Here is a 23,227-nt window from a genome sequence, read left to right on the forward strand (position 1 = left end):
GTTGAGGCAATGACGATCAGTCGACCAGTTTGTCCGCGAGCGCCTTGACGCGACTCAGATCCCCCTTGGCGACCTTGGTCACGCCGGTGCCGTATTCCGGGTCAGCCTTATAGAGGAAGGACAGGACGATGTGCTTGCTTTCGTCATCCGTGGTAGCCAGCGAGCCACCAAAGCTTTCGATCAGGTCGCTGCGCTCCTTCTTGCTGAACGAGCGATACAGATCACCGGCCTGCTTGAAGTTTTGCTCGCGCTGGATCTTCGCCTGCTGGGTCGTCCCCGACAGCGTCGACTGGCTGTAGCGTGCCGCTTGAGGTTCCTCACGTGACTCCAGGCGACTCGGCTGATAGTTCACACCGCCGCTGCTGCGACCCGCGTTCATCGCTCCGTCCTGATTACCGTTGTTCACCGTTACTTTTGGCGCATTGATCGGTAACTGCAACGCATTGGCGCCCAGGCGATACAGTTGCGTATCGGCATAAGAAAACACTCGACCTTGCAACAAACGATCTTCCGAAGGTTCAATTCCCGGCACTAGATTGGCCGGCGCCATGGCAACTTGTTCGGTTTCCTGGAAGACATTCGCAGGATTACGATTGAGCACCATTTGTCCAACTTTCCGCTCAGGGATACCCGGCCAGATCTTGGTAGCGTCCAACGGATCGAAGTCAAACTTGTACAAATCTTGCGGCTTTATAACCTGAACGTACAAGTCCCACTTTGGAAAGTCGCCTTTATTGATATGAGCCACCAAGTCATTGGTCATATGACTGTAGTCTTGCCCCTGAACCTTGGTAACGGCTTGTGGGTCGAGGTTATTAATCCCCTGCAAACTCTTCCAATGAAACTTCACATAGCTGACTTCGCCTTTGGCATTGATCAATTTATAGGCGTGAACGCCATTACCGTCCATTTCCCGGTAACTGGCCGGCGTACCGGAGTTGGAATACAACTCGGTCAACGTCCGAGTGGCTTCCGGCACATGGGAAAAGAAGTCGAACCGGCGTGAGTCATCATCCAGGTTGGTGCGCGGGTCTGGCTTGAAGGCGTGGACCATGTCCGGGAATTTGATTGCATCGCGGATGAAAAAGGTCGGGAAGTTATTGCCGACCAGGTCCCAGTTGCCGTCTGCGGTATAGAACTTGGTGGCAAAGCCTCGTGGGTCGCGCAGGGTTTCCGGGGAATGGTTACCGTGTACCACCGCGGAAAAGCGCACGAACACCGGCGTCGTCTGGCCAGCGGCAAAGACTTTGGCCTTGGTCAGGTCACTGAGATCATCGGTTACCGTGAAACTGCCATGGGCACCCGTACCGCGGGCATGGACGACCCGCTCCGGGATGCGTTCGCGGTCAAAGCGCTGGAGTTTCTGGATCAGTTGCACGTCCTGCAACAGCACCGGGCCAGTGGCCCCCGCAGTTTGCGAGTTCTGGTTGTCGCCCACGGCGGCGCCGTTATCACGGGTCAGGGTCGCCGCGTGAACGGAGAATGACAGCAGGCTGGCGGTCAAGACGCCGAATGCACGGCGATGGGAAAAAGCCCCTCGGCTAATGGCGGTGGTCATGTCGAGCTCCTCTGGTTTTGTGTAGCGCATCCAGGTGCGCTGAACAGAGGCTAGTGACCAGTTAGTCAAAACATAAATAGAAAGAACGCAATGCGTCGATTGAGAGTTTTTTCTGGTCTATCAGCGGGTTGGCGCGTATTCACGCGCGATTGATGGCACTTTGTAAACTATTTGCCAGTAAGCGGGTCGATAACCGCGAGCACTGTAAGTAGTTGTGTCGAGCAAGACCCGACTTGCTGATTTACACTGCGTTCACCAACCTCATCTGTAACAAGGAATAACCTATGGGCGTGCTCAGTGAGTTCAAGGCCTTCGCGGTCAAAGGTAATGTGGTCGACATGGCCGTCGGTATTATCATCGGCGCCGCGTTCGGCAAGATCGTTTCGTCGTTTGTCGGCGATGTTGTCATGCCGCCAATCGGCCTGCTGATCGGTGGGGTGGACTTCGCGGACCTGGCGGTCACGCTGAAAGCGGCACAAGGCACGGTCCCGGCCGTGGTGTTGGCCTACGGTAAATTCATCCAGAGCATCATCGACTTCCTGATCGTCGCGTTCGCAATCTTCGCGGGCGTGAAAGCCATCAACCGCCTGAAGCGCGAAGAAGCGGTGGCGCCAAGCCTGCCGCCGGTTCCGACCAAGGAAGAAGAGCTGTTGAGCGAAATTCGCGACCTGCTTAAAGCGCAGAACAACAAGCCCTGAAGGCTGCGTTGCGAAATAAACGGCGCCTGATGGCGTCGTTTTTTTACCAGTAATTTTCCACAGCCACCTGGCCGGGTCGCCGCGTCAGACTCAGTTGCATGTCGCGCGCTTTCAGCAGGTTGCGTGTGTCATCGATCATCTGCGGGTTTCCACAGAGCATCACTCGCGAATGTTCGGCCGTGATGGCGACGCCAGCCACCCGCTCCAGCTCGCCATTTTTGATCAACCGGGTGATACGCCCGCTCAACGCTTGCGGATGCGGCTCACGGGTGACCGTGGTGATAAATTGCAATTTATGGGCGTGTTCCGCCAAATACTCACGCTCTTCCAATTCAGCAATCAGCGCCTGATATGCCAGCTCCCGTGCTTCGCGCACGCTATACACCAGAATGATTCGCTCGAACTTCTCCCAGACCTCGAAGTCCTGCAGGATCGACAGAAACGGCGCAATCCCCGTCCCGGTGGACAATAACCAGAGATCACGCCCATCGACGAAGCGATCAAGGGTCAGGAAACCAAAGGCCTGACGGTCGACCATCAGGGTATCGCCCACCTCCAGACGACTCAGCTCGCTGGTAAATTCACCCCCCGGAACGACGATGGAAAAGAACTCAAGAAATTCGTCATGGGGTGAAGACACCATGGAATAGGCACGCCATACCGTACTGCCGTCAGCCTTGGTAACCCCTAAACGAGCAAATTGCCCCGCCCGAAAACGAAAGCCCGGATCTCGCGTGGTACGCAGCGTGAACAGGCTGGAGGTCAATGGCTGGACATCGAGCAGGGTTTGGCGGGTGAACTTCTCTGCGCTGACTGTCATGGGGCGCTCCATAGATCGGGTTGCTCCAGTGTCCCGCAAAGCCGGCCGAAGAAACACCGTCGGTTTGTAGTGGTATTAATGAACAGACGACAAAGTGTTAACTAAAGAGTTAAGAGCTGGCTCTATAGCGAGAAGACAATTTTAATATTTCTACAGATGACGGACGAAATCTCATGTTCTGTACAAGTTCTGTTCTTCTAAGAACCGGCTGTTCATTTGAAGAGTCCCTCAAGAGCAAAAACTCACTTCACATATGTAAGATTTACCCTACACTCGTGACATAAATTCTGGATCTAATCTACATCTGCAAGGTGAGATACAGGGAGTGGTTTCTATGGATACCTGGAAGGAGACTCAGCTACAACAGTTGATTCATGAGCCAAACATTGAAAACGCCTACAAAATAGCACTCGGTTTCTTTAATAATCTTGGCTACGAATATTGTGCATTTTCGATGTTTTCCCATGCACCAACCCACTGTTTTAACACGATAAACCTTAATAATTACTCACAGGGCTGGAACACCCGTTATGAGCAAAACAATTACTGCGTGATAGACCCGACAGTAGCCCATTGCAATCACTCAATGCTGCCTATTCTCTGGGACAGCGAGACCTTCACCAACGTCCCCGATCTGCGGCGTGCACTTGCAGCTCATGGCATGCAATACGGTTGGGCGCTGCCGGTGCATGACCTGAACAAGCACTACAGCGGCATGCTCAGTGTCGCCCGAAGCCATTGCCGTATCACCGCGTATGAACTCTATGAAAACCTCGGCTATGCGACGTTCATCAGCCATAAGCTGCATGTTCTCGCGATGCAAACGCAGGCCAGCAAGCATCCGGATGGCATGAGCGCGCCTCATTTATCGTCACGAGAAACTGAGGTTTTGAGCTGGACCGCGAAAGGCAAGACCGCGACGGAAATTGGGATCATCCTCAATCTCAGCTCGCGCACGGTGACTTTTCACTTGAAAAATGCGATCCACAAACTGGGCGTCACCAATAGGATTTCTGCCGTGGTGCAAGCAACGAAGTGCCATCTGATCTGAGCCAAAGCCCGCACCACCGCTTGTCAGTGCTGATCACGACGGTAAAACCCGCGAGTAATCCAACAGAAAAAAACGTACCATTTACGCCCCTTCTGAGTGATGCCGCGAACGACACCGCGACGCAGTCCACTCAGACGGTCCCGTCCAGCATCGAATACGTGCAAAACCGCGGGACACCCGTTGATTATCCAGAGTCCCCGCCCCATGCCCCTGCTCGAAAGCCCCTTCGCCCAACTTGACCTGATCCGCCAGCCCGAACAGCAGAATGAACCGCTGCAAGCGTTCGATGCAGCCGACGAGTACCTGCTCAATCATCTGGCCGAACAGCAACCCGGCGCCGATACCCGGGTGCTGGTGCTCAATGATAGCTTTGGTGCATTGGCAGCGAGCCTTGTCGGCAAGGTTCGGGTCAGCAGTAGCGGTGATTCGTTTCTCGCCGCCCAGGCATTGGAAAAGAACCTGGTACGCAATGGCCTTCCCTTTGATGTCGTGTCAGTGCTACCGGCCAGCGCGCCACTGGTCGGTCCGTTCGATCGGGTACTGATCCGCGTCCCCAAAACCCTGGCGTTGCTGGAAGAGCAACTGATCCGCCTGCAAACGCAACTGGCACCCGGCGCGCAAGTGGTTGCTGCGGCCATGATCAAACACCTGCCGCGGGCAGCAGGTGATCTGCTGGAGCGCTACATCGGCCCGGTACAAGCGTCGCTTGCAGTCAAGAAAGCCCGCTTGCTGATTGCCACACCCGACGCCAGGCAACCCGCGCAGTCGCCCTACCCGACTCGCTACACGCTCGACGAGCCGGCGATCGAGCTACTGAACCACGCCAATGTGTTTTGTCGCGAAGGCCTGGACATCGGTACCCGGGCATTTCTCCCCCACCTGCCGAAAAACCTGGGTAGCGCGCGAGTCGCCGACCTGGGTTGCGGCAACGGCGTGTTGGCCATCGCCAGTGCCCTGCAAAACCCGCAAGCGCACTACACGCTGGTGGACGAATCGTTCATGGCCGTGCAATCCGCTGCCGAAAACTGGCAAGCCGCTCTCGGTGAGCGCGAAGTCATCGTGCGGGCGGGCGATGGCCTGGCCGGGCAGGAACCACAGTCGCTGGACGTGGTGCTGTGCAATCCGCCTTTCCATCAGCAACAAGTGGTCGGTGACTTCCTCGCCTGGCGGATGTTCCAGCAAGCTCGCGAAGCGCTGGTGGTGGGCGGCGCGCTGTACATCGTCGGCAACCGTCATCTGGGCTATCACAGCAAACTGGCGCGCCTGTTCCGCGGTGTCGAACAGGTCGCGGCAACGCCCAAATTCGTGATCCTCAAGGCCCGTAAATAACCGCCGGCCCCAGGCAAAAAACCCTCCAGCGGAGGGTTATAAATCCATGCCGCAAGGCACGGGATGGGATGTTCGGGTCGATCAGTGAGTAGTCAGGCCTGCAGCATTCATGAACATGCGCATCAGGCTGGCCACGACAAACAGCGCCAGTACGCTACCGGTCCAGATCATTACCAGCCAGCCAAGCCGCTGCCAGAGCGGCTTCTTTTCAGCCTGTTCGATTTCCTGCAAAGAGTGTTTGCCAGCCATTGTCGAATGCTCCTGTCAGGCAGCTCGGGCACCGGGCCCGAGCCGCAGTCACGCAGACTAGTGGTAGCCGTCGTCATGGGTCACCTTGCCGCGGAACACGTAGTAGCTCCAGAAGGTGTAGCCCAGAATGAACGGGATGATGAACAGGGTGCCGACCAGCATGAAGCCCTGGCTTTGCGGCGGTGCGGCGGCGTCCCAGATCGAGATCGACGGCGGCACGATGTTCGGCCACAGGCTGATTCCCAGACCGCTGTAGCCGAGGAAGATCAGCACCAGCGTCAACAGGAACGGCGTGTAGTGAGCGTTACGGGCCACAGCGCGCAGTAAACCGTACATCGTCACCAGCACCAGGACTGGCACTGGCAGGAACCAGAACAGGTTCGGCAGGGTGAACCAGCGCGCAGCAATCTCGGCATGGGCCAGCGGGGTCCAGATGCTGACGATACCGGTCACCGCCAACACCACGAATGCCAGCGGACGGGCCAGGTCGTGCATTTGCTTTTGCAACTTGCCTTCGGTCTTCATGATCAGCCAGGTGCAACCGAGCAGCGCATAAGCGACGATCAGCGCCACGCCACAGAACAGCGAGAACGGTGTCAGCCAGTCCAGCGTGCCGCCGGCAAACTGCCGATTGACCACCGGTATGCCGTCGATAAACGCACCCAGTGCCACACCCTGGAAGAACGTCGCCGTCAGCGAGCCGCCGATGAAGCACTTGTCCCAGATGTGCCGCTTGTGGTCCTTGGCCTTGAAACGGAACTCGAAGGCCACACCGCGGAAAATCAAGCCGATCAGCATCAGGATCAGTGGCATGTACAGCGCCGACAGCACCACCGAATACGCCAGCGGGAAGGCGCCGAATAACGCCGCGCCGCCCAATACCAGCCAGGTTTCGTTACCGTCCCAGACCGGCGCGACGGTGTTCATCATCACATCGCGGTCACGGTGGCCCTTGATGAAGGGAAAGAGAATGCCGATTCCCAGGTCAAAACCATCCATGACCACGTACATCATGATCCCGAAGATGATGATCACGGCCCAGATCAGCGGAAGATCAATACCCATGACTCAATTCCCCTTGTTCAGGCTGGCGTCACCGTTTTCGTCGCCTTCATCGGCAGCGGAAAGCGGACGGGCCGGTGTGCGTTGCTGCCCGGGACCACCGTGGCTCGGTTCGGCACCTTCGTTGATCTTCGGCCCTTTGCGCACCAGGCGCATCATGTAGCCCAGACCGACCCCGAACAGCGAGAAATACACCACGACGAACAGCGCCAGGGTAATGCTCATCTGCAGGAAACTGTGCATGGATGAAGCATCGGCAGTGCGCATCAACCCGTACACCACCCACGGCTGGCGACCGATTTCAGTGGTGAACCAACCGGCAAGGATCGCGATCAGGCCCGATGGCCCCATCCACAGCGCCAGGTAGAGGAACGCACGGTTCGAATACAGCCTGTCACGCTTGCGCAGCCACAGACTCCACAGCCCGGTAAAGATCATCAGGAAGCCCAGCCCGACCATGATCCGGAACGACCAGAACACGATGGTCGAATTCGGCCGGTCTTCAGGCGCGAACTCCTTGAGTGCCGGCACCTGTTTGTCCAGCGAGTGAGTCAGGATCAGGCTGCCCAGGTACGGAATTTCTACCGCGAATTTGGTCTTCTCGGCTTTCATGTCCGGCCAGCCAAACAGGATCAGCGGGGTCGGCTCATTGCCGACATTTTCCCAGTGACCTTCAATCGCAGCGATTTTTGCCGGCTGATGCTTGAGTGTGTTGAGGCCATGGAAGTCACCGATCACCGCCTGAATCGGCGCAACGATCAAGGCCATCCACATGGCCATCGACAGCATCGTGCGGATCGCCGGGTTATCACGGCCGCGCAACAGGTGCCAGGCGGCCGACGAGCCGACAAAGAATGCAGTGGCAACGAACGCTGCCGTAGCCATGTGCATCAGGCGGTAGGGGAACGACGGGTTGAAGATCACCGCGATCCAATCCACCGGAATCACCTGGCCGTTAACGATTTCGTAGCCCTGCGGAGTTTGCATCCAGCTGTTGGAGGCCAGAATCCAGAACGTCGAGATCAGCGTGCCTATGGCCACCATGACGGTGGCGAAAAAATGCAGCTTGCGCCCGACCCTGTTCCAGCCGAACAACATGACACCGAGGAAACCGGCTTCGAGGAAGAACGCCGTGAGTACTTCATAGGTCAGCAGCGGCCCGGTGACGGAACCGGCAAAGTCCGAGAAGCGGCTCCAGTTGGTGCCGAACTGATAGGCCATGACCAACCCGGAGACCACCCCCATGCCGAAGTTGACGGCAAAGATCTTCGACCAGAAGTGGTACAAATCACGGTAGGTATCGTTGTGGGTCTTCAGCCACAAGCCTTCGAGCACCGCCAGGTAACTCGCCAGGCCGATGGTGATCGCCGGGAACAGGATGTGGAACGAGATGGTGAACGCGAACTGAATTCGGGCGAGATCAAGTGCCTCCAAACCGAACATAAGTCTTCCTCTGTCTGGTAATACGGCTGCTGGCTGGAAGCCTGCACCCACCGCCCCCACGGTTATGGAGTGTGGCGAATTCAAATTCGTTGTTTTTTTTACAACCATCGCAACGCAGGGAGTCTGGCCATCTGGCCGCCAGAGCAAATCCACCAAGGGTTTTGATCTGGATCAAGTAACGATGAAAGAGTAGTCCCATTTTCAGCGCCCGACTGTGTGGTCTTTTGCCGCGTGACAGGTTGCCTCACCGCTCTGTTCAGGGCTGCGGTATTGGCTGTAGCGAAGACAGGACGCGGGCTCCGGGATAGGTGTCTAGCTAACTAAATTCTCCGCACACGCAACTTCAGGTTACAAGTTGGTGATAATCTCGATTTTTCCCCGCTCAGAACTACCCGCCGATGCCGACCCAAGCCCCGCTGTTGTTGCGCCATCACCGCCCGTTCATTGCGTTCTGGCTGGCACGAGTATTCACCGCCAGCGGTTTCCAGATGCTTACCGTGGCCATCGGCTGGAATCTCTACCAACTCACCGGCAACGTGCTGGACCTGGGTCTGGTCGGGCTTGTGGAGTTCGCGCCACGGGTGTTGTTCATGCTCCACACCGGGCATGTGGCAGACCGTTATGACCGGCGCAAGGTCGCGGCCATCTGCCAGTCCGTGCAGGCGATGATCGCTCTAGCCCTGGCCATTGGCAGCGCCACTGACCACGTCACGCGCGAGATGATCTTCATCCTCGCGTTCCTGCTCGGCGCCGCCCGTTCATTCGAACTACCGACCACCCAGGCGTTATTGCCGACGATTGTCCCCAGTGCACTGTTTCCGCGCGCGGTGGCCGCGTCCCAGTCGGCTCAACAGTCAGCCACCATCGTCGCGCCAGCGCTGGGCGGATTGCTGTATGCCTTCGGCAGCGTCTGGGTGTATGGCCCGACGGTGATTCTGTACCTCATCGCCTGCAGCCTGATGCTCAACCTGCCCGCACGGCAAACCCCGCTGAACAAGGGCAAGGCGACCCTGGATTCGTTACTCGCGGGGATTCGCTTCATTCGCAGCCGCCCGGACATTCTCGGGGCGATCTCACTGGATTTGTTCGCGGTATTGCTCGGAGGCGCCACGGCGCTGCTGCCGGTGTTTGCCAAGGACATCCTGCTGACCGGTCCCTGGGGGCTGGGCCTGTTGCGCTCGGCGCCAGCGGTCGGGGCCTTGCTGATGTCGTTATGGCTGGCGCGGTTTGCCGTGGAACGCAACGTCGGACGGGTCATGTTCACGGCCGTCGGGGTGTTTGGCGTCGCGACCATCGCCTTCGGCCTGTCGACCTCGTTCTGGTTCTCGCTGGCGGTGCTGGTGGTGCTCGGCGCCGCCGACATGATCAGCATGGTGATCCGCGCGTCCTTCGTGCAACTGGAAACCCCGGACGAAATGCGCGGCCGGGTCAGCGCGGTGAACGGCTTGTTCATCGGTGCCTCGAACCAGTTGGGCGAGTTCGAATCCGGACTCACCGCCCACTGGTTCGGCACCGTACCGGCGGTGGTCATGGGCGGGATCGGTACGCTGCTGGTCACCGGGACATGGATCAAACTGTTCCCGACCCTGGCCCAACGCGACCGCATGCATGTGCCGGTGGATGAAACGAAGGCAAGTACCGAGCGTTTGCCAGGTGAACAAAGCAGCATTTAGGCGACGCAGGGCGGTACATAGTTAGTGCATAAGGTGTAATGTATCGCCTTACACTGACGCCATGATCAAATCCTTTCAGCACAAAGGCCTTCGTGGCTTCTATGAAACCGGTTCGACTCGTGGGATCCGCGCCGATCATGCGAAACGCCTGGCCCGCATGTTGCCGTTCATGGATCGTGCACTGAGCCCGGGCGACCTGGACCTTCCCGGCTGGCGACTGCATCCGCTCAAGGGCGATCTTCAGACCTATTGGTCACTGAACGTTTCCGGGAACTGGCGGCTGATCTTTCGCTTTATCGGTTCAGACATCGAACTGGTCGATTATCTGGACTATCACTGAACAGGAGGCAGGACATGCCTATGCACAACCCGCCACACCCTGGCGAAACACTTCTGCTGGATGTGTTGCCGGAACTCGGCGTCAGTATCACCGAACTGGCCAAGCGGCTTGGCTACGCCCGCCCGCATTTCTCGCGGGTGCTTCATGGTCATGCCCCTATCAGCCCGGATCTGGCGGTACGGCTGGAGCGCGCCGGTATCGGCAAGGCAAGAACGTGGCTAGGCGTTCAGACTGACTACGACCTCTGGCAAGCCGAGCACCGCGAACAACCCCCCATCGAGCGTTTCGCCGCCCAGGCGTGAAAGCCGCTATACCAGCAACTCCCCCGCCACCGCAGCCCTGACGGCTTTGCCACACAGTCGTTCAACCAGCACCAAGGCAAACGCCAGGGCAGCGCTCGAACCTTGGGCGGTGATGCAGTTGCCGTCGATGACCACGGGTTGATCGACGAACGTGCAGCCGAGCAGTTGATGACTGGCCGAGGGCAGGCAGGTCATGCGCCGCTGACGCAATACGCCAAAGGCTTGCAGCGCCAGCGCCGGTGATTCGGCGATACCGGCAAACATGCGCCCGGCGGCGGATTGATCCTGGACCAGCTGCAACAAGGGTTGATGAGCGGCCAGGCGCTGAGCACCGACGGCGCCACCCGGCAAAACGACCAGGTCGAACGGTTGCGCCAACACATCGATCAGCATCGCGTCGGCGGTCAATCGGGTGCCACGGGCGCAGGTGAGCATGCGCCGTGACTCGATGCTCGCCACCACCACTTCGACTTTCGCCCGGCGCAACACGTCGATCAGTGTCACGGCTTGCAGGTCGTCGATACCTTCGGCAAGGGTAATCAGGGCTCTAAAGGTCATGGTCTGCGTCCACAGGGTGATCCTTAAAGCGTAGTCAGCTTTGCCGACAGATGTTCGAGTGTGCTGTTACCCAATGAAAGCTACTTGATGTACAGCTGCGTCGACATCGTATTGCCCGGCGCATTGATCGAGGTATTGCTGAAAGTGAACGTGCCTTCCTGCTTACCCGCCAGATCAAAGGTGTAGAGGTTGCCGACGATTTTGCTGGCCACCCCGGAGCATTCCGTCAGATTGCCGTTGCCATAGGCGCAGACCGGGGCCCGCACGCCATTGACTTCAAAGCCGTCCAGCGTTGCATTCGGCAGGCGGCCGTAGCCGATCTCCAGCACGTAGATCTTGATGTTGGGGCCTGCGTGATCGCACTTCGTCTTGTCCTGGCCTGGCGCAATATCTTCAATGCCGCAGGAGGTCGACTGGACCTTGAGCACCTTGACTTCGCTCAGCGGTGGTGCGGACGCTGCCAGTGCGGTGTGCGCACCGAGCAACATGGCGCCAGACAGGCCAAAAGCCAGAATCATCCTGTTCTTTATAGAAGACATATCCACTCCCAAAACCAGCGCGCAGTATGCCCCACTCCGGTTTACGGCAAAACATCGGCGACGATCGCAGCCATAGCCGCACGCTGCTGGTATGATGCGCGGCTTTTTCCGACCGACAGAAAATACTCAGGCGCCTGGCACGGCCTGTGCTTTGCTGTTGAAGTCGATACATTCACGGCGCCGGGCGCGCCACGGGGAGCAGACATGCTGGAAAGGCTGTTTCAACTCAAGGCACACAACACCAACGTGCGTACCGAGATTCTTGCCGGTATCACGACCTTTTTGGCCATGGCCTACATTCTGTTCGTCAACCCGAGCATCCTCGGCGAGACCGGCATGGACAAGGGCGCGGTGTTTGTCGCGACGTGCCTGGCAGCAGCCATTGGCTCGACGGTGATGGGCCTGATCGCCAACTACCCGATCGCGCTGGCGCCGGGCATGGGCCTGAACGCCTTCTTCACCTACACCGTTGTCCTGCACATGGGCCATACCTGGCAAGTGGCGCTGGGGGCGGTGTTCATCTCGGCGGTCATGTTTTTCCTGCTGTCGATCTTTCGCATCCGCGAGTGGATCATCAACAGCATCCCGCTGGCGTTGCGCTCGGCGATTGCCGCCGGCATCGGTCTGTTCCTGGCGCTGATCGCCCTGCATAACGCGGGCATCGTGGTCAGCAACCCGGCGACCATGGTTGGCCTCGGCGACCTGAAACAACCGGCACCGATCCTCGCGACCCTGGGTTTTGCGCTGATCGTCGCCCTCGAAGCCTTGAAAGTCCGCGGTGCAGTGCTGATCGGCATCCTGGCGGTGACCATCGTTTCCATCGCCCTGGGCTTCACAGCGTTCGGCGGCGTGATGGCGATGCCACCTTCGCTGGCGCCGACCTTCCTGCAACTGGACATCAAGGGCGCCCTGAACATCGGCCTGGTCAGCGTGATTTTCGCTTTCCTGTTCGTCGACCTGTTCGATAACTCCGGCACCCTGATCGGCGTCGCCAAGCGCGCCGGCCTGATGGGCAAGGACGGTCACATGCCGAAAATGGGGCGTGCGCTGATCGCCGACAGCACCGCGGCCATGGCCGGTTCCCTGCTGGGCACCTCGACCACCACCAGTTACATCGAGTCGGCAGCGGGTGTCAGTGCCGGCGGCCGTACCGGCCTGACAGCCGTCGTGGTGGCCGTTCTGTTCCTGCTGGCGTTGTTCTTCGCACCACTGGCCGCCAGCGTACCGGCCTTCGCCACCGCACCGGCCTTGCTGTTCGTCGCCGTACTGATGACCTCGGGCCTGGCGGAAATAGACTGGGACGATATCACCGTTGCCGCGCCCGTGGTCGTTACCGCGCTGGCCATGCCATTCACTTACTCCATCGCCAACGGTATCGCGTTCGGGTTCATTTCCTGGACCGGCATCAAGTTGCTGTCCGGCCGTGGCCGTGAACTGAACTCGGCGTTGGTGGTTCTGTCGATTCTGTTCGTGATCAAGTTGGGTTGGTTCAACGCATGACTTTCGATTCCCAGGCTTACACCGCTCAGCTCGAAGAAAAGGCCACGCGCCTGCGTGACCTGCTGGCGCCGTTCGATGCACCCGAACCTGCGGTGTTCGACTCGCCGCTGGCGAACTTTCGCCTGCGCGCCGAATTCCGCCTGTGGCGCGAAGCCGGCGAGCGTCACTACGCGATGTTCTCCCAGGAAGACAAACGCACGCCGATCCTGATCGAAGAGTTCCCGATCGCAAGCCTGCGCATCAACCAGTTGATGCCGCAACTCAAGGCCGCCTGGCAAGCCAGCGCCGCCCTGAGCCACAAGCTGTTTCAGGTGGAGTTCCTGACCACCCTGGCCGGCGATGCGATGATCACCTTGTGTTATCACCGCCCGCTGGACGAGCACTGGCACGCGGCGGCGTCGAAACTGGCCGCGGACCTCAATGTCAGCGTGATCGGTCGCTCCAAGGGCAAGCGCGAAGTGATCGGGCATGATTATGTGGTCGAGCAGCTTGAAGTCGGCGGTCGTACCTTCAGCTATCGCCAACCGGAAGGCGCGTTCACCCAGCCGAACGGCACGGTGAACCAGAAGATGCTCAACTGGGCTTACGACGCTCTGGGCGATCGATCCGACGACTTGCTGGAGTTGTATTGCGGTAACGGCAACTTCACCCTGCCGCTGGCGACCCGCGTGCGCAAAGTGCTGGCCACCGAAATCAGCAAGACCTCGGTGAATGCGGCGCTGAGCAACCTCAGTGAAAACGCTGTGGATAACGTCAGCCTGGTGCGTCTGTCTGCCGAAGAGCTGACCGAAGCGCTGAATGAAGTTCGCCCGTTCCGCCGTTTGCACGGCATTGATCTGAAGAGCTACGAGTTCGGTAGCGTGTTCGTCGACCCACCGCGCGCCGGCATGGACCCGGACACGTGCGAGCTGACCCGACGCTTCGAGAACATTCTGTATATCTCGTGCAACCCGGAAACGCTGGCAGCCAACATCGCCCAATTGCACGACACCCACCGCATCACCCGCTGCGCGATGTTCGATCAGTTCCCGTGGACGCACCACATGGAATCCGGGGTCTTGCTGACCCGACGTTGATTACATTCGCTCAATACAAAAAACCCGGCCGAAGCCGGGTTTTTTGTCAACCGATCACTGCATCCACGGCGGAGGCGGTTCTTCGGTTTTCCCTGGCGGTGCGTCGTCTGCGGCGCGAACCGCTTGCCGACGCTCCTCGTCAAGGCGCGCGGCCTCGATCTCACGCATGATGCCGCCCACGTCCGCCAACTCTTCCGGCTCGTCGAACTCACCGGTCAGTACGCTGGCCGGGTGCAGGGTGCCGGCTTCATACAGGGCCCACATTTCCTTGGCGTACTTGGTCCGCTTCAACTCCGGCGCAAAGCGCCCGAAGTACGAGGCCATGTTGCCCACGTCACGCTCCAGCATGCTGAACGCGTGGTTGTTGCCGGCAGCGTCGACGGCCTGGGGCAGGTCGATGATCACCGGGCCGTCCGGGGTCAGCAGTACGTTGAACTCGGACAGGTCACCGTGCACCAGACCGGTACACAGCATCAGCACGATCTGCGAAATCAGGAAGGCGTGGTATTCACGCGCCTGATCCGCTTCCAGCACCACGTCATTGAGACGCGGTGCGGCATCGCCGTACTCGTCCGCCACCAGTTCCATCAGCAGCACGCCTTCCAGGAAGTCGAACGGCTTGGGCACTCGCACCCCGGCACTGGCCAAACGGAACAATGCCGCAACCTCGGCGTTCTGCCAGGCGTCTTCGGTTTCTTTACGACCGAACTTGGAGCCCTTGGCCATGGCGCGAGCCTGAYGGCTGTTACGGACCTTGCGACCTTCCTGATACTCGGCCGCCTGACGAAAACTTCGTTTATTCGCCTCCTTGTAAACCTTGGCGCAACGTAACTCGTTGCCGCAGCGCACCACATAAACAGCTGCTTCTTTACCACTCATGAGTGGGCGCAGCACCTCGTCAACCAGACCGTCCTCGATCAGCGGTTCAATGCGTTTTGGAGTCTTCATCAGCTTTTATTGTGGGTCCTTTATTACCAAACACGCGAATGTCATTCGTTATACGGCAATCCTTCCCCGTCGGGGAGGGGTTGCCGACCTATGAACGTTGCAGATGCACCCAATGTGCCAGATTAATCAGGTAAACCCTGTTGAGCGACGAAGATCATAGCCGAGAGCCAGCCGCACGTTGGCGACTGGATCAGCGGGCATTTGCGACAGAGTCTGAGATCAGACAAGTCACTCCTTGTAGGATTTTTACCGATAGTCCTCAATTTCCGCCTCTGGCGGCCGAAGTCATCAAAGAGAAAGGAGTTTGTCCGACAATCCGCGGGGCGTCAGCACTACGTGGGCTTAATAAGAAAAAAACTGGAGCGCGGATGAACATCAAACAAAAACTGACGTGGGCGTTTGCAATCATCGCCTGCTTGCCGGTTGTGCTGGTCGCCACCCTGGTGGTCATGAACCTGCGCAGCGATGCCAAAGAAAACTTTGTCGACGGCAGCGGTCGAGAGATCCGCCAGGTCAGCAATGCCATGCAACTGTTCTTCGACGGCATCAGCCAGAACGTCAACTACCTGGCCTCCCAGCCGCTGATCAAAAACAGCGACGCCAGCCTCAAGACCTACATGAGCGCCAATGCGACGCAGATTCCGCAAGGCGAGATGGACAAGCAGGTGTTTGCCTTGCTGCAAGACCTGGGCGCCAGTCATCCGTCATACGCGTACGCCATCATTGGCACCAGTGCCGGGGGTTACGTGTCCTGGCCCGATGACCCGAAACTGGCCAACTACGACCCGCGCCAGCGTCCCTGGTACAAGGCAGCGCAAGCCAAACCGGGCAAACCGTTTCGCACCGAGGCCTATTACTGGGCCCAGGATGATGCGACTTACGTCAGTACCGTGCGCACCATTGATAACAAGCTCGGCACCAATGGCGGCGTGGTTAGCATCGACGTGACGCTCAAGCAGCTCACCGAAATCGTCAAACAGATCAAGCTCGGTGAAACCGGCTACCTGATGCTGATGGAAAACAACGGCACCGTGCTGGTCGACCCGAAACAGCCAGAGCACAACTTCAAAGCGCTGAGCAGCCTGGGCGACGGTTACGCACAGCTGGCCAAGGCCGGCAAAGGCCTGGTCGAAGTCGAGCTGAACGGCGAGCGCTACATGGCCAACGTCTGGCCATCGGAGCAACTAGGCTGGACCTTCATCGGCCTGATCAAGCAAACCGACGTGATGAGCTCCGCCACTGCGCTGACCTGGCTGATCGCGATCATCGCCGCCGTACTGGCCATAATCTTCGCCGTGGTCGGTGCCAGTTTCGCCAGCCTCATCGTGCGGCCGATCCGCAGCGTCGCCAGCGGCCTGGAAGGCATTGCCCAAGGTGAAGGCGACCTGACCCAGAACCTGCAGATCCGTGGCAGCGACGAAACCGCGCAACTGGCCAACTGGTTCAACCAGTTCCTTGCCGCGATTCGCAGCCTGATCCAGCACATCGGCGGCGCTGCGACCAAAATTCTTGCCAACTCGCAAAGCGCGACCCAGGTCTCCAGCGACATGGCCGACGCCGCCGGGCGCCAACGTGAAGCGGTGGACATGGTGTCCACGGCCTTCCATGAGATGGTCGCCACCGCCAACGAAGTCGCGCGCTCCTGCAGCCAGGCCGCCGAGTCGGCCGACAGCGGTCAGCGTCAGGCCCGCGAAGGTCAGCAACAGATCGATGCGGCCGTGCACAGCGTCGACAAGTTGAGCCAGGAAATCGAACAGTCGGCGCAGTCGATGCAGCAGCTGGAACGCGACAGCAATGACATTCAGTCGATCCTCGGCACCATTCGCTCCATCGCCGAACAAACCAACCTGCTGGCCCTGAACGCCGCGATCGAAGCGGCCCGTGCCGGCGAGCAAGGTCGCGGTTTTGCGGTGGTGGCCGATGAGGTTCGCGCACTGGCCAAACGCACGGCCGATTCCACTGCGGAAATCGACGGACTGCTCGGTAACCTGGCCAAGCGCACCAGCCAGGTCACTCAGCAGATGCACGCCAGCCTCGAGGTGTCGCAACAGTCGGTCAGCCGGATCGGCGAAGCGCGCAACAGTTTTGGGCAAATCCGCGAATCGGTGGACGTGATCCGCGACATGAACACCCAGATCGCCACGGCCGCGGAAGAACAGCATCAGGTCGCCGAAGACATCAATCGGCACATCAGCCAGATCCACGGCGATGCGCAGTTGGTGGCCGAACTGGCCAACTCGGCACGGCTCGACTCCCAGAGTCTGGCGGGGCTGTCGAATGAACTGGACGGGTTGGTGCGGCGGTTCCGTACCTGACCGGTGACCGCTTCGCGGTCAATCGCGAGCAGGCTCGCTCCCACAGGTTTTTGCAGTGTCCTTGTGGGAGCGAGCCTGCTCGCGATGAGGCCGTCACTGCTTGAACAACTCTCCCGGGGTAAACCCGAACAGGCCTTTGAACGCCGCAATAAACGCCGAGGTCGAGTCATAACCGCTGGACAGCGCCGCCGTGGTCACGCTGTTGCCGTCTTCCAGCAGGCTCAATGACGACAACAGCCGCATGCGCTGGCGCCAGCTGCGGAAACTCAATCCGGTTTCACGCTGGAACAGGCGCATCAAGGTTTTCTCCGACGTCCCCAATCGTTCGGCCCATACCTGCAACGTCACGTTCTGCCCGGGGCTTTCGATCAGCTCGTTGCACAGCCCAAGCAAACGCGGGTGACGCGGCAACGGCAGAGAGAACCCGACTTCCGGCAGGCTCGCCAACTGATCCAGCAGCACCTCGACCAGGCGTGCTTCACGGCTGTCGCCTTCTGGATAGTCCACCGGCAGCAGGCAAAAACTCTTGATCAGCTCACGCGCCAGCGGCGTGACTTCCAGCACCCGGCACCGCTCGTCCGCCCAGGCACATGCCTCGCGCCGCACATAGAGGCTGCGCATTTCCGCGCGCATCGAGGTCACCACCTGGTGCTCCAGATCAGCCGGAATCCAGATCCCCCACTGCGGCGGCGCAAAGAAACTGCCCTCGGCGGTGTGTACGCCGAGCACGCCACTGATGGCGTAGGAAAACTGCACCCAATCGTGGCGATGAGGTGGCGTCCACGAGCCGGCGCTGAGGCTTTCCGCACGGGCAAACAGCGGGCGCGGCAACGCCGTCAGGGTCGGAATGGTCCGTTCGAGGGAAACTTGTCCGTTAGCCGGCATTGGTTGGCCTTATGTCGCAAGACGGGCGGAAGTCTTGACCTTAGGCTAGGTCATCTCTTCTTACAATGCCTTCGGTGCCCGTTATGCATGCCTTCAAACACCTCAAACGCGTGGTCACCGACTGGTTCCTGTGCGGGATGCTGATCGCCACGCTGCTGTCGTACATCTTCCCGCGCTTCGGCGCCACTGGCGGCACGATGCACGCCGAGTGGGTGATCAACATCGGCGTGTTCCTGGTGTTCTTCCTGCACGGGGTCAACCTGTCGAGCGAGCAGATCCGCCACGGTTTGAAAAACTGGCGCCTGCACCTGATGGTCCAGAGCTTCACCTTTCTGGTGTTCCCGCTGATCTGGCTGGTCAGCGACAAGCTGCTGGGCTCACACATTCCGTCGCTGCTGATGCTCGGGTTCCTCTACCTGTGCGCCCTGCCCTCGACCATTTCCTCTTCCGTAGCCTTGACCGGCAGCGCCGGCGGCAACGTTCCGGCGGCGATTCTCAACGCCAGCCTGTCCAGCGTGCTGGGGATTTTCCTCACGCCGTTGCTGGTGAGCCTGGTGGTGGGCAGCGGTGCTGGCGGTATCGACCTGGGTTCAACCTTGCTCGATCTCTGCGCCATGTTGTTGCTGCCGCTGGTACTGGGTCAGTTGCTGCGGCCGCTGTTCGGCAAGTTTTTCAGTCGCCACAAGCGCTACACCAACATCGTCGACAAACTGGTGATCCTGCTGCTGGTCTACGCGGCGTTCTGCAACTCAATGGTTTCCGGGATGTGGCAGCAACAGGGCGACACGGTGATTCTCAGTGCGTTGGTCGGCAGTGCCGTGTTGCTGGCGATCATTCTGTGGATGACCACCCGCACCGCCCGTGCCCTGAAGTTCAGCCCCGCCGATGAGATCGCCGCAGTGTTCTGCGCCAGCAAAAAGTCCCTGGCCGCCGGGGCACCGATGGCCGCGCTGATCTTCGGCGCCAACCCGGGGCTGGGCCTGATCCTGTTGCCGATCATGATCTATCACCCGCTGCAACTGGTCGTCTGTTCGGTGATGGCCGAGAGTTATGCCAATCGCAATCGGGTATTGGCCGAGCGACAAAATGCGGCTGCCCTCAGCGCTCAATAATCGCCGTCACACCCTGACCGCCGGCGGCGCAGATCGAGATCAATCCGCGCCCTTTCCCGGCGGCGTCCAGCAGCTTGGCAAGGTTGGCGACGATTCGCCCACCGGTCGCGGCAAACGGATGCCCGGCCGCCAGTGAACTGCCCTTGACGTTGAGCCGACTGCGGTCGATCGAGCCCAACGGTGCGTCAAGGCCGAGTCGGTTTTTGCAGTAGTCCGGGTCTTCCCAGGCCTTCAAGGTGCAGAGCACTTGCGCGGCGAAGGCTTCGTGGATTTCGTAATAGTCGAAGTCCTGCAAGGTCAGGCCATTGCGTGCCAGCAAACGCGGCACGGCGTAGACCGGTGCCATCAGCAATCCCTCGGCGCCGTTGACGAAATCCACCGCTGCCGCTTCGCCATCGCGCCAGTAAGCGAGGATCGGCAAGCCGCGCTCTTTCGCCCATTCCTCACTGCCGAGCAGCACCAGCGACGCGCCATCGGTCAGCGGTGTCGAGTTGCCGGCAGTGAGCGTGCCTTTGTCGCTCTTTTCGAAAGCAGGTTTCAACGAGGCGAGTTTTTCCAGCGTCACGTCCGGGCGCAGGTTGTTGTCGCGGGTCAGGCCGAGGAACGGGGTCATCAGATCGTTCTGCCAGCCTTCGGCGTAGGCCGCGGCCATTTTCTGGTGGCTTTCCAGCGCCAGCTGATCCTGCTCGGCACGGGGAATGTTCCAGGTCTGCGCCATCAACTCGCAATGCTGCCCCATCGATAGCCCTGTGCGCGGCTCGCCGTTACGCGGAAACTCGGGGATCAAATGCCGGGGACGCAATTGCAGGAACGTTTTGAGCTTGTCGCCGGTGCTCTTGGCGCGGTTGGCTTGCAGCAGAATCTTGCGCAAGCCGTCGCTGACACTGATCGGCGCATCGGACGTGGTGTCGACACCACCGGCAATGCCGCAGTCGATCTGCCCCAGGGCAATCTTGTTCGCCACCAGCAACGCCGCTTCCAGGCCGGTGCCGCAGGCTTGCTGAATGTCGTAGGCCGGGGTGGTCGGGGACAACCGCGAGCCGAGCACGCATTCGCGGGTCAAGTTGAGGTCCCGGGAAAGCTTGAGCACCGCCCCCGCCACCACTTCGCCCATGCGCAGGCCATGCAGGTTGTAGCGTTCGATCAGGCCTTCGAGCGCCGCCGTCAGCATTGCCTGGTTGCTGGCGGTTGCATACGACCCGTTGGAACGGGCGAAAGGAATGCGATTACCGCCGATGATCGCGACGCGGCGCAGCTGAGTCATGAAAAGCTCCCTATCAATATCTGAATGTAAAAACAGGACCCTGTGGGAGCGAGCTTGCTCGCGATGAGGCCGGCACATTCAAAGTTTTTGCTGGCTGACACACCGCAATCGCGAGCAAGCTCGCTCCCACAGGTACTGCATTGCGCTTCAAGTTCTGTATTCCATGCCAACCAACAAAAACCCCGGATCCAAACTAATCTGCTGTGATCAAGCGTAGGCCTTATCTCGCGGATCGAACGACTGATCGCGACTCGTGGTCCACACCTTGCCCCTACTACCGGAGAGCCTTCCATGTCTGACCGCTATATCGACTTCGCCAATTCGGCCCTCGGTCACCGCCTGGTCGGGGCCCTTGGCCTGCCGTCGCCGGTTCGCCTGGAACGCTGGGAGGCCGGTCGCCTAAGGCCCGTCGATGGCGCGCTGCTGATCGGTGGCGGCCCGTTGTCTCAGAACGTCAGCGCGTTCGCCAACAAACTCACCGAGCAGATTTACAGCTACGGCCCCGAACCCTTGCTGGCCCAGGCGTGGATTCCAGGCCACGGGCCCAAGCTCAAGGCCGTGGTGTTCGATGCCAGTGACCTGATGCAGACCGGGCAACTCAAGCAGCTGCGTGAATTCTTTCAGCCGCTGATGAAAAATCTCGAGCACAGTGCCCATCTGGTGATTTTCGGGCGCGCGCCGGAGACCTTGAGCGACCCGTTCGCCGCCAGTGCCCAACGTGCACTCGAAGGCTTCAGTCGCTCGCTGGCCAAGGAACTGCGCAGTGGCGGCACCTTGCAGTTGCTGTATGTCGGGGCCGGGGCTGAAGGCCAACTCGAAGGCGCGCTGCGGTTTTTCCTCTCGCCAAAGAGTGCTTTTGTCTCGGGACAGGTGGTGCGGCTGAACGCGTGCGTCACTCAGGTCCAGGACTGGACTCGTCCGTTGGCGGGGCGCACGGCGCTGGTCACTGGCGCGGCTCGCGGAATCGGTGCGTCGATCGCCGAGACCCTGGCCCGCGATGGTGCGCAGGTGGTGCTGCTGGATGTGCCACCGGCCAAGACCGATCTCGATGCCCTCGCCGCCCGCCTCGGCGGCCACAGCATCACCCTCGATATCTGCGCCGAAGACGCTGCCACGCAATTGATCGAGCAATTGCCGAACGGCATCGACATTGTGGTCCATAACGCGGGCATCACCCGCGATAAAACCCTGGCCAACATGACGCCGGAATTCTGGGATGCGGTGCTCGCCGTCAACCTGAATGCACCGCAAGTGTTGACCAAAGCGCTGCTCGACAGCGGCGCCCTGCACGATAACGGTCGGGTGATTCTGCTGGCATCGATCAGCGGCATCGCCGGCAATCGCGGGCAAACCAATTACGCCGCGAGCAAGGCCGGGTTGATCGGCCTGGCGCAGGCCTGGGCGCCACTGCTGGCAGCGCGCGGAATCAGCATCAACGCTGTTGCCCCAGGCTTTATCGAAACCCGAATGACTGCGCAGGTTCCGTTTACCTTGCGTGAGGCGGGGCGACGCATGAGTTCACTGGGCCAAGGCGGACTGCCGCAAGACGTCGCCGAAGCCGTGGCCTGGCTCGCCCAACCCGGTAGCGGCGCGGTCAGCGGGCAAGCGCTGCGGGTGTGTGGGCAAAGTGTATTGGGGGCCTGAACATGGCAACAGATTGGCATTCACAGAGTACGACACCGTACTTGCCCGAGTTGTATTGGCGGGCGGCGACGCGACGCAAGATCACCGGCACCACCCTGCCCGAGGATGGCTTTCGTTGTTGGGTCAACGTTGACCCCAAGCGCTTGGCCGCCTATCGCAAGGTGTGCGGGTTTACCGATAACGGCGTGCTGCCAGCGACCTATCCTCATGTGCTGGCGTTCGCCTTGCAGATGCAATTGCTCACGGCCAGGACGTTTCCGTTTCCACTGCTGGGGCTGGTTCACCTGGCCAATCGCATCCGCATTCTGCGTCCCTTGGGCGCAGTCGCTCGAGTGCGGGTGAGCGTGCGGGTGCAGAACCTGCAACCCCACGCCAAGGGTGCGGTGTTTGAGTTGATCACCACGATTGACGACGCGCTCGGGCCGCTCTGGGAAGCCGAAAGCCAGATGCTCAGCAAAGGCGTGAAGCTTCCCGGCGAAGCGATTGAGCCGTCGTCGGATTCGGTTCTGACCATGAACGAGGTCACCCGCTGGTGGGCGCCCAGTGAAATTGGCCGGCGCTACGCCAGGGTTTCCGGTGACTACAACCCGATTCACCTGAGCGTTTTCAGCGCCAGACTCTTCGGTTTCCCCCGGGCCATCGCCCACGGTTTGTGGATCAAGGCGCGTACCCTCGCGGCCCTGAGCGGGCATCTGCCGACGTCGAACATCGAGATTGCCGTGCAGTTCAAGAAACCGGTGCGTTTGCCCAGCGAGGTCTCCTTGCTGACCAGCGCTGCCGGCTCAAGCGGTGACTTCAAGGTGATCGGCGCCGGGGATCTGGAACACATGCTCGGCACCTGGCGACCGCTTGCCTGAGGCA

General features: G+C 59.8%; 21 protein-coding genes and 2 pseudogenes. 13 read left to right on the forward strand and 10 right to left on the reverse strand.

From position 1 onward, the window contains the following. Positions 1 to 16: 16 nt before the first annotated feature. Positions 17 to 1,558 (reverse strand): catalase KatB, encoded by a 1,542-nt coding sequence (gene katB / locus AC1DIH_RS00800; RefSeq protein WP_477770235.1) that lies wholly within the window; start codon positions 1,556 to 1,558, stop codon positions 17 to 19. Positions 1,559 to 1,842: 284 nt separating this feature from the next. Here katB and mscL point away from each other — a divergent pair, with 284 nt between their 5' ends. Then, a complete protein-coding gene (gene mscL / locus AC1DIH_RS00805; protein ID WP_477770236.1) occupies positions 1,843 to 2,256 on the forward strand; it encodes a large-conductance mechanosensitive channel protein MscL in 414 nt (137 codons plus the stop codon). Positions 2,257 to 2,299: 43 nt separating this feature from the next. Here the strand turns inward: mscL and AC1DIH_RS00810 are convergent, their stop codons facing one another. Further along, complete coding sequence (locus AC1DIH_RS00810; protein WP_477770237.1) at positions 2,300 to 3,076, reverse strand: ferredoxin--NADP reductase; 777 nt, start codon at positions 3,074 to 3,076, stop codon at positions 2,300 to 2,302. A 334-nt stretch (positions 3,077 to 3,410) separates the two neighbouring features. Here AC1DIH_RS00810 and AC1DIH_RS00815 point away from each other — a divergent pair, with 334 nt between their 5' ends. Together AC1DIH_RS00815 and AC1DIH_RS00820 are read left to right on the forward strand one after the other, a co-directional pair. Then, positions 3,411 to 4,127, forward strand: a complete 717-nt coding sequence (locus AC1DIH_RS00815; RefSeq protein ID WP_477770238.1) for an autoinducer binding domain-containing protein — start codon at positions 3,411 to 3,413, stop codon at positions 4,125 to 4,127. 204 nt (positions 4,128 to 4,331) lie between these two features. After that, on the forward strand, positions 4,332 to 5,456 hold the full coding sequence (locus AC1DIH_RS00820; RefSeq protein ID WP_477770239.1) for a methyltransferase: 1,125 nt from the start codon (positions 4,332 to 4,334) through the stop codon (positions 5,454 to 5,456). An 81-nt stretch (positions 5,457 to 5,537) separates the two neighbouring features. On the opposite strand, the gene AC1DIH_RS00825 is transcribed toward AC1DIH_RS00820, so the two are convergent. The 3 genes from AC1DIH_RS00825 to AC1DIH_RS00835 are packed head-to-tail and all read right to left on the reverse strand — an operon-like array spanning position 5,538 to position 8,210. Beyond that, entirely contained in the window at positions 5,538 to 5,705 is a 168-nt protein-coding gene (locus AC1DIH_RS00825; RefSeq protein ID WP_427534066.1) for a DUF2474 domain-containing protein, read from the reverse strand. Between the two features lie 57 nt (positions 5,706 to 5,762). Continuing rightward, positions 5,763 to 6,770 (reverse strand): cytochrome d ubiquinol oxidase subunit II, encoded by a 1,008-nt coding sequence (gene cydB, locus AC1DIH_RS00830; RefSeq protein ID WP_477770240.1) that lies wholly within the window; start codon positions 6,768 to 6,770, stop codon positions 5,763 to 5,765. A gap of 3 nt (positions 6,771 to 6,773) precedes the next feature. Beyond that, positions 6,774 to 8,210, reverse strand: coding sequence for a cytochrome ubiquinol oxidase subunit I (locus AC1DIH_RS00835; protein ID WP_103316873.1), 1,437 nt, complete (start codon positions 8,208 to 8,210; stop codon positions 6,774 to 6,776). 398 nt (positions 8,211 to 8,608) lie between these two features. On the opposite strand from AC1DIH_RS00835, the gene AC1DIH_RS00840 reads away from it, so the two are divergent. The 3 genes from AC1DIH_RS00840 (at position 8,609) to AC1DIH_RS00850 (ending at position 10,525) form a co-directional block, all read left to right on the forward strand. After that, complete coding sequence (locus AC1DIH_RS00840) at positions 8,609 to 9,883, forward strand: MFS transporter (protein ID WP_477770241.1); 1,275 nt, start codon at positions 8,609 to 8,611, stop codon at positions 9,881 to 9,883. A 61-nt stretch (positions 9,884 to 9,944) separates the two neighbouring features. Beyond that, the gene (locus tag AC1DIH_RS00845) at positions 9,945 to 10,223 is read left to right on the forward strand and encodes a type II toxin-antitoxin system RelE/ParE family toxin (RefSeq protein WP_019691583.1); all 279 of its coding nucleotides are present in this window, start codon (positions 9,945 to 9,947) and stop codon (positions 10,221 to 10,223) included. 14 nt (positions 10,224 to 10,237) lie between these two features. Beyond that, entirely contained in the window at positions 10,238 to 10,525 is a 288-nt protein-coding gene (locus AC1DIH_RS00850; RefSeq protein WP_173860029.1) for a HigA family addiction module antitoxin, read from the forward strand. Between the two features lie 6 nt (positions 10,526 to 10,531). Here AC1DIH_RS00850 and AC1DIH_RS00855 read toward each other — a convergent pair whose 3' ends face one another. Both AC1DIH_RS00855 and AC1DIH_RS00860 read right to left on the reverse strand, forming a co-directional pair. Further along, the gene (locus tag AC1DIH_RS00855; RefSeq protein WP_427534060.1) at positions 10,532 to 11,083 is read right to left on the reverse strand and encodes a DJ-1 family glyoxalase III; all 552 of its coding nucleotides are present in this window, start codon (positions 11,081 to 11,083) and stop codon (positions 10,532 to 10,534) included. 80 nt (positions 11,084 to 11,163) lie between these two features. Further along, positions 11,164 to 11,622 carry a DUF4879 domain-containing protein gene (locus AC1DIH_RS00860; protein ID WP_347928825.1) on the reverse strand — a complete coding sequence of 153 codons (459 nt, stop codon included), beginning with the start codon at positions 11,620 to 11,622 and terminating at the stop codon, positions 11,164 to 11,166. Positions 11,623 to 11,826: 204 nt separating this feature from the next. Here AC1DIH_RS00860 and AC1DIH_RS00865 point away from each other — a divergent pair, with 204 nt between their 5' ends. Both AC1DIH_RS00865 and trmA read left to right on the forward strand, forming a co-directional pair. Beyond that, entirely contained in the window at positions 11,827 to 13,122 is a 1,296-nt protein-coding gene (locus AC1DIH_RS00865) for an NCS2 family permease (RefSeq protein ID WP_477770242.1), read from the forward strand. Then, complete coding sequence (trmA, locus tag AC1DIH_RS00870; RefSeq protein WP_477770243.1) at positions 13,119 to 14,198, forward strand: tRNA (uridine(54)-C5)-methyltransferase TrmA; 1,080 nt, start codon at positions 13,119 to 13,121, stop codon at positions 14,196 to 14,198. The genes AC1DIH_RS00865 and trmA overlap by 4 nt, the downstream gene beginning before the upstream one ends. A gap of 54 nt (positions 14,199 to 14,252) precedes the next feature. On the opposite strand, the gene AC1DIH_RS00875 is transcribed toward trmA, so the two are convergent. Beyond that, the gene (locus tag AC1DIH_RS00875; protein ID WP_477770244.1) at positions 14,253 to 15,146 is read right to left on the reverse strand and encodes a PA4780 family RIO1-like protein kinase; all 894 of its coding nucleotides are present in this window, start codon (positions 15,144 to 15,146) and stop codon (positions 14,253 to 14,255) included. Between the two features lie 524 nt (positions 15,147 to 15,670). Between AC1DIH_RS00875 and AC1DIH_RS00880 the strand changes: the two are divergent. After that, positions 15,671 to 16,603, forward strand: a pseudogene (locus AC1DIH_RS00880) (HAMP domain-containing protein); the annotation flags it as partial. A 261-nt stretch (positions 16,604 to 16,864) separates the two neighbouring features. Further along, a pseudogene (locus AC1DIH_RS00885) lies at positions 16,865 to 17,461 on the forward strand (methyl-accepting chemotaxis protein); the annotation flags it as partial. Positions 17,462 to 17,554: 93 nt separating this feature from the next. Here AC1DIH_RS00885 and AC1DIH_RS00890 read toward each other — a convergent pair. Beyond that, on the reverse strand, positions 17,555 to 18,346 hold the full coding sequence (locus tag AC1DIH_RS00890) for an AraC family transcriptional regulator (protein ID WP_477768604.1): 792 nt from the start codon (positions 18,344 to 18,346) through the stop codon (positions 17,555 to 17,557). 83 nt (positions 18,347 to 18,429) lie between these two features. Between AC1DIH_RS00890 and AC1DIH_RS00895 the strand changes: the two genes are divergently transcribed. Next, complete coding sequence (locus tag AC1DIH_RS00895) at positions 18,430 to 19,458, forward strand: bile acid:sodium symporter family protein (RefSeq protein WP_477770245.1); 1,029 nt, start codon at positions 18,430 to 18,432, stop codon at positions 19,456 to 19,458. Here AC1DIH_RS00895 and AC1DIH_RS00900 read toward each other — a convergent pair. Beyond that, complete coding sequence (locus AC1DIH_RS00900) at positions 19,445 to 20,722, reverse strand: acetyl-CoA C-acetyltransferase (protein ID WP_477770246.1); 1,278 nt, start codon at positions 20,720 to 20,722, stop codon at positions 19,445 to 19,447. The two genes, AC1DIH_RS00895 and AC1DIH_RS00900, sit on opposite strands and share 14 nt — an antisense overlap. Positions 20,723 to 21,013: 291 nt before the next feature. On the opposite strand from AC1DIH_RS00900, the gene AC1DIH_RS00905 reads away from it, so the two are divergent. Then, positions 21,014 to 22,366, forward strand: a complete 1,353-nt coding sequence (locus tag AC1DIH_RS00905) for a 3-oxoacyl-ACP reductase (RefSeq protein WP_477770247.1) — start codon at positions 21,014 to 21,016, stop codon at positions 22,364 to 22,366. Between the two features lie 2 nt (positions 22,367 to 22,368). Then, the gene (locus AC1DIH_RS00910; RefSeq protein WP_477770248.1) at positions 22,369 to 23,223 is read left to right on the forward strand and encodes a MaoC family dehydratase; all 855 of its coding nucleotides are present in this window, start codon (positions 22,369 to 22,371) and stop codon (positions 23,221 to 23,223) included. Positions 23,224 to 23,227: the final 4 nt, after the last annotated feature.

Source organism: Pseudomonas sp. 05N36 (assembly GCF_056397385.1).